Raw genomic sequence first — 9,820 nt, forward strand, 5'->3', positions numbered from 1 at the left:
TTTTTTTCGCTTATCTCCTGCCATCCCCTCCCGGGAGGGGGTAGGGGGGGGTTATGCCTCTTGCCGGAAGAGGGCGGCCATAAAGGTACGCCCCCACGTTGTTTCTGTTCCCTGTTCCCTATTCCCTATTCCCTATTCCCTTCCTCATCGACAATACAACGAATCCCGAGTTGCCACACCCGTCTTAGGATTGATTCCCTCAGCCATCTGGCAAAGTTTGTTGACTTGAGATCCATCGAGAATGGCATCCGTGAAATCTGCCCCAGCAATCTGTACGTTCTCAAACTTAGAACGCAGAAAAATCACGTCAGTTAACACCGCATCCCGCAAATCTACCGTCTTAAACGTCACCTGATCGAGCATTGAGTTGCTTAAATCCGCTCCTCGGAAACTCACATCCGTCATCCAAGAAACACTAAACGTGGTTCCCCGTAAATCGGCATCAGTGAAGTCTACCGATCGCAAGGTACAGCCAGCAAACTCCGCCTTAGCCAGCGTTTGTCCCGAGAAATCCTCATTCACCAATGTGGACTCACTATAAGAGAGTTCCGGTTGATAGAGAACCGCTTGGGCGAGGGGTTGCCCAAACCAGAGACTAATGGATAGGAGTAGGGCTAAACCCGTATGTGCGATCGCCATCAACATAGCAATGAAGGACAAGAGTAACAAGGAGCGCTAAAGACATCCTTCACTCTACACCCAAGCTCACCCCCAGCAACAGTCAGTCATGCCTGGCGATTCCCTCAGACGAGCCTCCAGTCCACATTTTCCGCCAATGCCTGCCAATAATCGATACAATGGGGAAAGCATTCCTGACCGTTATAGAAAACCTTAAAAGCAAATGCCACAATTTATCGTCACCTGGCTAATGACGGCACTGGCCCTAGTCGTCACAGCTTATATCGTCCCCGGAATTACCCTAACCGGCTTTAACGCTGCCTTGATTGCGGCCATCATCCTCGGCTTAGTCAACGCCGTCGTGCGTCCCCTGTTAATTCTACTGACTTTGCCCATTACCATTGTCACCCTAGGACTCTTCCTACTGGTCATTAACGCCCTGAGTATCCAACTGGTTGCTGCGTTAACCAGTGGCTTTACAGTCGATGGGCTGTTGTGGGCCATCATTGGTTCGCTGGTTCTCTCCTTTGTCTCTAGCATCTTGGATAGTTTAATTGGAAAGAACCCCGATCCAACCTAAGTATCTTGTCCCATGCCTGATTTGTCCCTTGAGGCCATTGACAAACAACTGATTCACTTGCTGAGTCAGCGGATTCAGCTCTTGTCTGAGCGATCGCCGTCTTCCTCAGCATCCTCGACCACAGTGGACACCATTGTAGAAACGGAACTCCAGACGTCTGGGGTTCCGCCTTTTGTTTGGAATAGCCTTGTCACCAGTTGTACGGCGGCCCTGGCGACTCGTCCCCTACGCCACCCCGATGAGCCAAAACGACGAATTACCCTAATTGGGGGACGGGGGATGATGGCTCAGTTTTTCCGCCAGCGGTTCCTCGCAGCGGGCCATGAGGTGCGTCTGCTGGGGCGACAGGATTGGCCTCAGGCCCCGGAGTTACTTCAAGATATTGACTTAGCCCTCGTCTGTGTCCCCATTGACCGAACTTTAGAGATTATTCGTCAAACGGCGGGCTATCTGTCTCCCAAGGCGACGTTAGCCGATATTACCAGCATCAAAGGTCCGATGCTAGAGACCATGTTGACGGCTCATTCTGGCCCAGTGGTGGGGTTACATCCCATGTTTGGCCCTGGGGTGGAGTCGTTTTTGTCTCAGAAAGTGGTGATTTGTCCGGGCCGCGATCGCCCCGCTTGGCAATGGCTGGTTGAGTTGATGGCCCGAGATGGCGGCGACTTGGTGGAATCTCCCCCCGATGAACATGATCAGATGATGGTGACGGTTCAGGCGATTCGTCACTTCGCCACCTTTGGACTGGGGGTGTTTCTGGCCCAAGATGGCATTGAAGTTGGCCGCAGTTTGGAGTTGTCGAGTCCTATTTATCGGCTGGGAATTGATATGGTGAGTCGTCTGTTTGGTCAGGATGCCGAACTCTACGCCGATATTATGCTGGCAAATGCAGACCGTCGTGAGGCGATCGCCCGTTTAGCCCAAACCTTCCAAGCTTTGGCGAAACAGGTACAAGCTAAAGACCGTCAAGGGCTAATTGATGCCATGAATGCCGCCAGTGAGACCTTTGGGAGTGAAACGGAACGAGCGGTTCGGGAGAGCGATCGCCTCATCGAAGCGATGAGTATCCTCCTGGCCGCTGATCGCGTGGCCGACTCAGCCAGTAGCGACTCGGCCAGCCGTGACTCAGCTACGCTCCCCAGTCAGCCCCCGGACGTGAAATGATAAAACACGCACCCTGAGTGTTTCTGTCAACCTGGCAACGATTTTATGGACATGACTTGGCAAACTGCAAAAACTTACGAGGATATTCTCTACCACAAACGGGATGGGATCGCCAAAATCACCATCAACCGTCCCCACAAACGCAACGCCTTTCGCCCCCAAACCGTTGTTGAACTCTATGACGCTTTCGCGGATGCTCGGGAAGATACCCGCATTGGCGTGGTACTACTGACGGGGGCTGGCCCCCATAGCGATGGTAAATATGCCTTCTGTTCTGGAGGCGATCAGAGTGTGCGAGGGAAAGCCGGTTATCTGGATGATGCGGGGGTTCCTCGTCTCAATGTTTTGGATTTACAGCGGCTGATTCGCTCAATGCCCAAAGTTGTTATTGCTTTGGTAGCAGGCTATGCCATTGGCGGCGGTCATGTTCTCCATGTTGTGTGTGATCTCACCATTGCCGCTGATAACGCCATTTTTGGACAAACGGGTCCCAAAGTCGGCAGTTTCGACGGTGGCTTTGGGGCTAGTTATCTGGCTCGTAGCGTCGGCCAGAAAAAGGCCCGAGAAATCTGGTTCCTTTGTCGTCAGTATGATGCTCAACAGGCTCTTGAGATGGGATTAGTCAATACCGTTGTCCCTGTTGAGGAGTTAGAGGCTGAGGGCGTTCGTTGGGCTGAGGAAATTCTGCAAAAAAGCCCCATTGCGATCCGCTGTCTCAAAGCCGCGTTTAACGCCGATTGTGACGGACAGGCGGGCCTACAAGAACTTGCTGGCAATGCTACGCTCTTGTATTACATGACGGAAGAAGGGGTTGAGGGAAAACAGGCCTTTTTGGAAAAACGCCCTCCTGATTTTCGTCAGTATCCTTGGCTCCCTTAATTGAGTATTGATTGTTGAATCGTTGATCGGGGTTCTTGTCGTTTATGGTTTCTGATTGACGACAATGCCCTAGTCTCCCCCACCTTCCCCCTTAGGTGGGGATTTTTCTGTAAAGCTGTAACTTCATTGAACGGGACTAGAAGCCTTTAAACAAAGCCCAGACCTTTAGACAGAAACGGGTTCAGCTTCGACAGAAATGGGTTTTTTAGGTAAAGTCCGAGCAGGAACAGACTCACGGCTATCGAGAGAAATGAGTTTTTCTAAATGCTCCCAAGAGGGGGCAAAGGGTGGAAAGGCTAAGGAGCAGGATTTCCAGCTTCCGCAAACCGGAGCGCTGAGTTGTTGGCATTGACCACCCCGACGACCTTCGGGCGTATAGTATCGGCAAGAGCGGCAGGTTGAAACGGAACAGGTATTGATATTCATTGAACTGATTTAAAGCGAACGTTTTTATTTATCTTCTTTAATTTTACAATCGTTCTCTTTTTTAGATCCCAAAGAAAATATAAAAGTTAGCTTTAAGCCTGTTTTTTGTAAACTAACAATAAAGTTTGTAAAGATAAGTAAAGTATGGTTCGTAGCGATCGCTACAGTTTAAATAACCCCCTTTGACCCAATGGGGATCGATTAGGGACGGGTTGTCAAAGGGGCAAAAATCTCAGATTATTCCCTCTCAATGTCAGGACAAGACACGGCACAAACGGCACAAACTGACCAACGCTCTAGCTCACCAATCGGGGTGGGACAATGGCAAACTGGACATGGGGGCAACTGATGAGTATGAACTGCCACTTGCTGCAACAAAGCTTCAAATGCTCCTTGTGGGCTAGGGGGGAGCGAGGTCGGTGTCCCCCGTTGACGGGATAAGAGAGACTCGTCGCCGGGTCCCCAGTAACTGGGATGCTGGGATAGCTGATATTCAGGATTGGGTTGGGGAGGCTCGATGTCTCGATGCCAGAGTCCCGGAGAGAGACGAATGTCTCGCAGCGGTTCGTCTAAATAGGGGTTTAATTGACTTAACCAGCTTCGCCGGGCAAAGGTTAATTGCTGCGCCCAAACAGCATTCGCTGTCGCCACCTGTAAAATGCCATGAGCGAGACGGACGGGACGACTAAAGCGAGCTGTTTTCTCACCCACGACATCGGGCCAAACTGCAACGATTTGATCCAGCGGCTCCTGTTTCGGATCAACCAGTTGATTGGATAGGCTTTGTAAAATCTGATCTAAGGATTGGAAACTCATAGCAGTGGCTTTCAGACAATGGACAGGTGATCATTCACAATCAATTGTTGCTCATTGCTGCTGGGTTGTTGGCTGAGTCGTTGGCTGAGTCGTTGGCTGAGTCGTTGATCGTGGACGGTTGATCGTGGACGTTTAATAACAAAAAATAGCTTCAAAGTATTGGCTTGACTGGTTTATCGCGTCCTCGATGGTCTGACGAGTGATCTGACGATTGAGACGATGCTGGCAGTTAAGGTTAACTGTAGTAAAGGGTAATGGATCGGCTGAGGCGGTGATGTGATCCTGATCCCGGTCATCGGTTAACCGAGCCTCAGGATGGCTCGACGCCTCTTTATTCCGAGGATGCCCTACCTTTGTGAAGGTTCTGTGAAATTTAGGTAAAAGTTTTCTGAACGGGGATCAGGGGATTCAACGCCAGTTCAACCTAGCTGAGGCAGTTCCCCCCATTCCCAGTCAAGTCGGGTTAATCTTGTAACAGCCCCAACGGGTTTTCCATCTTGTGAATTGGCAACTTGAGTCAAGTGTCTTCGACCAAATCTTCCCCTAGACCCACGAACTCTCTTCTTCATCCCTCGTTACAAGTCGCGTTGGCGAGTTTGGATGTTCCACTCGATGCTGAACTCGAACGATATCGACAGCATCGTAAGCAGATGAGTCCCCCGCCACCACCGCCGTCATCGTCGCCGGTGATTGTCGAGGGGCAACTTGAGTCCCCTCAGCCACCGTCATCTGAGCGATCGCCCTGGGAGGCGACATCTGAAGCGGCCTCGGGATCACTCGAGGCGACCGACTCCGAGTGGAGTTCTGAGACCTCTGAGGCGGATGAGGCGGACTCGGATGTCGCCATTGAGGATCGGTCTGAGGTGGCTGAGGTGGACTCGGCCACGCCGCCGAGAACCTATTTGGAATCAGCTGAGCGGCTTCGTCAGGGACCCGAGGTGGAGGCGATCTCGGGTTTGACCTCTGATCGAGATCCGTCGGCTGTATCGGTCAGCGATCTCTCGACGGCCTCAAATCAAGCCTCAAATCAAGATGGCGATGGAGAGAAGCGGACGTTTACGGCTTTGGGAGTGGGGTCTGTGCTGCTCTTTTTGGCAGCAACGGCCACCCTCGGTTATGTTTTAGTGAATCCTGAAAGTTTGGGACAGTTGGGGTTAGAACGATTTTTTGGCGGTGGGACAGCTTCGGAGAGTGAGGGACAAGAGAACAGCCCCGAGTCGGCGTCTGCTGGTCCAACTCGTTTACCCACGTCACCGGATTTGGCGGCGGAGGAGTTTATCCAACTCGATCTCAGTACTCTAAGCCGTTTAGATCCCGAGACGCGATCGCCTCTGGTGACGCCTCCGCCCACGCCTCAAGAAGCCCCTCAACCGTCGCCTGAGGCAGCGGCCAGCGCTCCAACTCCCTCGGAGGGGACGGAACCGGCCGAAAATACGCTTGATAATATTTCAGCGTTGCTCACCCCCGAATCAACCGGGGAGTCTCAGCCCGAGGGTGGCTCGGACTCGCCAGATTCGGTATCTGAGGAGTCTGAGACGCCTGAGGAGACGACGGCTGATAATGCTGCGACAGATGCGGATTCGGGTCCGGCCCCGAGGGTGGATCGCGATCGCAACTATGCGGGGTTTATCTTTGTGGTGGTGGATTATAACGATCAGGTGTCGAGATTGGAGCAGGTGCGAGAGGTGGTTCCTGATGCCTATTTACGGGAGTTTCCTGATGGGGTGAAGGTCCAGGTGGGAGCGTTTGATGATACTGGGGCGGCTCAAGGTCTGGTGAACCGCCTCGGGGAGGATGGGATATCAGCCCAAGTGTATCAACCTCGCTAGGGGTGGATTCGGGTTAGGATGGGGACGTGGACCGATCTGTGGTCGTCGCGTCCCTAACTCCCCAATCTGAGCCGCCGCTGGCTACACTTAAAGTAGACGCCCGTTTTTCGATTTGTTAACCAATTGTCAGAAGGAATAAAGACGTTATGGGATTATTTGATCGCATCAGCCGCGTCGTTCGCGCCAATGTTAATGACATGGTGAGCAAGGCTGAAGATCCAGAGAAGATTTTAGAGCAGGCGATTATTGATATGCAGGAGGACTTGGTGCAGTTGCGCCAAGCTGTTGCAAAGGCGATCGCTCAACAAAAACGAACTCAACAACAGTACAACCAAGCTCAGACGAATGCTAATCAATGGCAGAGTCGCGCTCAGTTGGCGTTGCAAAAAGGAGATGAAAGTCTGGCTCGGGAAGCTCTGCAACGGAAAAAGTCTCATGCGGAAACCGCTGCGACTCTCAAGGCTCAGTATGATGGGCAGTCTGGGCAGGTTGATACCCTCAAGCGCAGCTTGATGCAGCTAGAGAGCAAGATTTCTGAGGCGAAAACTAAGAAAAATATGCTCAAGGCCCGGATGCAGTCGGCGAAGGCTCAGGAGCAGTTACAAAATAGCCTCGGCTCTCTCAATAGTAGTGGGGCGATGGGTGCGTTTGAACGCATGGAAGAGAAAGTCCTCGAAGCTGAGGCGACGTCTCAAGCCTCTGAAGAGCTAGTTGGGGGTGATTTGGAAAGCCAGTTTGCTCAGTTGGAATCCGGTAGTGATGTCGATGATGAGTTGGCGGCGATGAAGGCCCAGATTTCAGGAGGCTCGAAACCCGCTGGCGCACTTCCGGAAGGCCAAACTCCGGCGGCTGATGCGGAAGTTGATGATGAACTCGAAAAACTCCGGGCTGAACTGGATAATCTCTAGGGACGGGTTGGAGATTTTCGTTGATGGTGGCGATCGCTCGATTTGAGATTGGGCGATCGCTTGTTTGTTTCGGGCTCATCTCGTTTTAAACTGGATGACGGGGATTTTGTTCTGTCCTGTCTCCCCTCAGGGATGTTAACGACAAAGCCATGAGTCAACCGGTTACGATTAATGATTCTCAGTTCCAAGCGGAAGTGTTGGAGGCCAGTCAACCTGTTTTGGCCTATTTTTGGGCCTCTTGGTGTGGCCCCTGTCGCTTGGTGTCTCCTTCGATTGATTGGGCCGCGCAGAACTACAGCGATCGCCTTAAGATTGTCAAGTTAGAAGTTGATGCCAATCCGGAGTCGGTGAAACGTTGCCAGGTTGAAGGGGTTCCGGCGTTACGCTTCTATCGTCAGGGTGAGATGCTTGAGGCGAAGGAAGGGGCGATTACGCGATCGCAACTTCAGCAGCTGTTAGACTCGCTTTTAGGGGCTTAATAGGTTGCTGCTCTCTGTCTCGTTCACGCTTTTGTTATGCTTCATTTTGCTCAACGCCTAGACTCGCTCCGTGCTAATGTTTTTGCAGATATGGATCGGGCGAAGGCAGCGGCCCGCCAGGCTGGACGAGATATTATTGATTTATCTCTCGGTTCGTCGGATTTAGCGACGGCCGATTTTATTTTGCACGAGATTGAGCGATCGCTCTGGGATAGCCAAACCCATCAATATCTCCTTTTCCATGGAACCAAGGCGTTTCGTGAGGCGGCGGCGCATTGGTATCAGCGACGCTATCGGATTGAGGTTGATCCAGAAACGGAGGTGTTACCGCTGGTGGGATCTCAGGAAGGAACGGCTCATTTACCTCTGGCCCTGTTGAATCCTGGGGATTATGCTCTGCTTCTCGATCCGGGGTATCCTTCTCATTATGGTGGGGTGGCGTTGGCGGGAGGGCGGATTCATCCGCTACCATTGCGGGCGGAACGGGAGTTTTTGCCGGTTTTTAGTGAGATTCCTCCCCAGGTGTGCGATCGCGCCCGTATGATGGTGCTGAGTTATCCCCACAATCCTACGACGGCGACGGCTTCTATTACGTTTTTTGAAGAAGCCTTGACATTTTGCGATAAGTACAATATAGCCTTGGTTCATGATTTCCCCTATGGGGATTTAGTGTTTGAGGGCGATCGTCCTCCCTCGATTCTGCAAGCGGATGTTGAGAAACGTCGTAGTATTGAGTTTTTTACGCTGTCTAAGTCCTACAATATGGGCGGGTTCCGGGTGGGCTATGCCATTGGTAACCCGGAGTTGATTTTGGCGTTGCGCCAGGTGAAGGCGGCGGTCGATTTTAATCAGTATCAGGGGATTCTCAATGGGGCGATCGCGGCCCTAAATAGTGATATTAGTCATGATGGCAGTCATGATGGCAAGAGTCCCGTACAGTCGACCGTTGACTGTTTTCGTCAACGTCGAGATGTGTTTATCGAGGCGATGCAGGAAATTGGTTGGGCGGTTCCTCGGCCCGAAGCAACGATGTATGTCTGGGCAAAATTGCCTCAACCCTGGTCCGAGAACTCGATCGGCTTTTGTGACGCCTTGGTTCAGCAAACTGGGGTGGCGGCTTCTCCAGGAGTGGGGTTTGGGGAGAGTGGTGAGGGTTATGTGCGCTTTGCGTTGGTGCGATCGCCCCAAGTCTTAGCCGAAGCTGTACAACGAATCTCTGTGTTTCTACGGGGATAAGTTGATTAGTTTTGACAGTTCGTAACACCTTATCTAATTTATCCGTGTTAACTCGGATGAAATCAGCCTAGACTTGAAATCACAGCTAAAACATCTGTAATTCTATTGAAAAGACGGCAAGTCCGCTCCCAGTGGGAGTTGACCTACCTCTTTCAACTTAGCAAAAACTTTATAAAACTCAGGGAAAACTCAACACTAACTTTACCTACTACCTCTATTTACTCCCTACAATAAGGGTAGGTTGAAATTGAGCAGGTCGGCGATCGTACTCATCCATGACTCAACCCCTTCCGGGGACTCTGTCATTATTAACGTGAAAGCTACGACTCGCCAACATCTACCCGGTATACGAATTAACTAAAACTGACTTAAGGATTTACCCATCATGTCTGGATTATTTCAAAAAACTCTACTCAGCACCTCCTTCATTGGTATCACGGTCTTAGCTGCCTCTCCTGCAGCGGCTTTTACTCTGCAAAGTCCCAGTCTTTCTGGCCCAGCACTCTTATACGAGCAGGTTGGCAGCTCGACTAAGCTCGATGAAACAGGGACTGCTGACCTGGCTACGTTGCTCCAAGGCGATATCAATGCCCCTGGCGGTAATATTGAACTCTCGGGTATGTTGGGCAATGCCAGCGCAGCTAACTTTTGGTCGCCTACAACTCTCTCCGGAACCTTGGATGGCGAAGTGATCACGGTGAGCAGTTTAACGATGCTGGACTGGTTGAATCCTTATGGTGGCTATAGCAGCTTCGGTCAGAAATGGCTCCTGGATGCTTGGACTGACTCCGGTGTTTCTCACCTTGTGTCTGAGCACATTGGGGGTTTGAGCCCTAACACAGACCTCAATACTCTATCAGATGATGATTGGAGGAATTTAGTTAC

Annotated in this window: 11 protein-coding genes; 8 read left to right on the forward strand and 3 right to left on the reverse strand. The window is 51.5% G+C overall.

Going from position 1 to position 9,820, the window contains the following annotated elements:
* Positions 1 to 144: 144 nt before the first annotated feature.
* Positions 145 to 660, reverse strand: a complete 516-nt coding sequence (locus R6U67_RS09370; RefSeq protein ID WP_410252302.1) for a pentapeptide repeat-containing protein — start codon at positions 658 to 660, stop codon at positions 145 to 147.
* A 181-nt stretch (positions 661 to 841) separates the two neighbouring features.
* On the opposite strand from R6U67_RS09370, the gene R6U67_RS09375 reads away from it, so the two are divergent.
* Genes R6U67_RS09375 through menB form a run of 3 tightly spaced genes read left to right on the forward strand, consistent with a single transcriptional unit; the run spans position 842 to position 3,241 of the window.
* Positions 842 to 1,198 carry a phage holin family protein gene (locus R6U67_RS09375; protein WP_410252303.1) on the forward strand — a complete coding sequence of 119 codons (357 nt, stop codon included), beginning with the start codon at positions 842 to 844 and terminating at the stop codon, positions 1,196 to 1,198.
* A 12-nt stretch (positions 1,199 to 1,210) separates the two neighbouring features.
* A complete protein-coding gene (gene tyrA / locus R6U67_RS09380; RefSeq protein ID WP_410252304.1) occupies positions 1,211 to 2,362 on the forward strand; it encodes a bifunctional chorismate mutase/prephenate dehydrogenase in 1,152 nt (383 codons plus the stop codon).
* Positions 2,363 to 2,407: 45 nt separating this feature from the next.
* A complete protein-coding gene (gene menB / locus R6U67_RS09385; RefSeq protein ID WP_410252305.1) occupies positions 2,408 to 3,241 on the forward strand; it encodes a 1,4-dihydroxy-2-naphthoyl-CoA synthase in 834 nt (277 codons plus the stop codon).
* Positions 3,242 to 3,406: 165 nt separating this feature from the next.
* Here menB and R6U67_RS09390 read toward each other — a convergent pair whose 3' ends face one another.
* A complete protein-coding gene (locus tag R6U67_RS09390; protein WP_410252306.1) occupies positions 3,407 to 3,667 on the reverse strand; it encodes a hypothetical protein in 261 nt (86 codons plus the stop codon).
* A gap of 237 nt (positions 3,668 to 3,904) precedes the next feature.
* Positions 3,905 to 4,483 (reverse strand): DciA family protein, encoded by a 579-nt coding sequence (locus tag R6U67_RS09395; RefSeq protein ID WP_410252307.1) that lies wholly within the window; start codon positions 4,481 to 4,483, stop codon positions 3,905 to 3,907.
* Between the two features lie 596 nt (positions 4,484 to 5,079).
* Here R6U67_RS09395 and R6U67_RS09400 point away from each other — a divergent pair.
* From R6U67_RS09400 to R6U67_RS09420, 5 genes are all read left to right on the forward strand, one after another.
* A complete protein-coding gene (locus R6U67_RS09400) occupies positions 5,080 to 6,312 on the forward strand; it encodes a hypothetical protein (RefSeq protein WP_410252308.1) in 1,233 nt (410 codons plus the stop codon).
* A 146-nt stretch (positions 6,313 to 6,458) separates the two neighbouring features.
* Positions 6,459 to 7,220 (forward strand): PspA/IM30 family protein, encoded by a 762-nt coding sequence (locus R6U67_RS09405; protein WP_410252309.1) that lies wholly within the window; start codon positions 6,459 to 6,461, stop codon positions 7,218 to 7,220.
* Positions 7,221 to 7,369: 149 nt separating this feature from the next.
* The gene (locus tag R6U67_RS09410; RefSeq protein WP_410252310.1) at positions 7,370 to 7,699 is read left to right on the forward strand and encodes a thioredoxin family protein; all 330 of its coding nucleotides are present in this window, start codon (positions 7,370 to 7,372) and stop codon (positions 7,697 to 7,699) included.
* A gap of 36 nt (positions 7,700 to 7,735) precedes the next feature.
* Complete coding sequence (locus tag R6U67_RS09415) at positions 7,736 to 8,935, forward strand: LL-diaminopimelate aminotransferase (RefSeq protein ID WP_410252311.1); 1,200 nt, start codon at positions 7,736 to 7,738, stop codon at positions 8,933 to 8,935.
* A gap of 385 nt (positions 8,936 to 9,320) precedes the next feature.
* Positions 9,321 to 9,820: NF038130 family PEP-CTERM protein (locus tag R6U67_RS09420; RefSeq protein ID WP_410252312.1), on the forward strand; the 500-nt coding region annotated here is incomplete at its 3' end.

Source organism: Sodalinema sp., assembly GCF_046483825.1.
Taxonomy (GTDB): Bacteria; Cyanobacteriota; Cyanobacteriia; order Cyanobacteriales; family Geitlerinemataceae; genus Sodalinema.

What these genes read in the sequence shown, in the direction of transcription:
- R6U67_RS09405 (WP_410252309.1), top strand. Translation starts at nt 6,459, where the DNA reads ATGGGATTATTTGATCGCATCAGCCGCGTCGTTCGCGCCAATGTTAAT.
- R6U67_RS09375 (WP_410252303.1), top strand. Translation starts at nt 842, where the DNA reads ATGCCACAATTTATCGTCACCTGGCTAATGACGGCACTGGCCCTAGTC.
- R6U67_RS09390 (WP_410252306.1), bottom strand. Translation starts at nt 3,667, where the DNA reads ATGAATATCAATACCTGTTCCGTTTCAACCTGCCGCTCTTGCCGATAC.
- R6U67_RS09395 (WP_410252307.1), bottom strand. Translation starts at nt 4,483, where the DNA reads ATGAGTTTCCAATCCTTAGATCAGATTTTACAAAGCCTATCCAATCAA.
- tyrA (WP_410252304.1), top strand. Translation starts at nt 1,211, where the DNA reads ATGCCTGATTTGTCCCTTGAGGCCATTGACAAACAACTGATTCACTTG.
- menB (WP_410252305.1), top strand. Translation starts at nt 2,408, where the DNA reads ATGGACATGACTTGGCAAACTGCAAAAACTTACGAGGATATTCTCTAC.
- R6U67_RS09415 (WP_410252311.1), top strand. Translation starts at nt 7,736, where the DNA reads ATGCTTCATTTTGCTCAACGCCTAGACTCGCTCCGTGCTAATGTTTTT.
- R6U67_RS09410 (WP_410252310.1), top strand. Translation starts at nt 7,370, where the DNA reads ATGAGTCAACCGGTTACGATTAATGATTCTCAGTTCCAAGCGGAAGTG.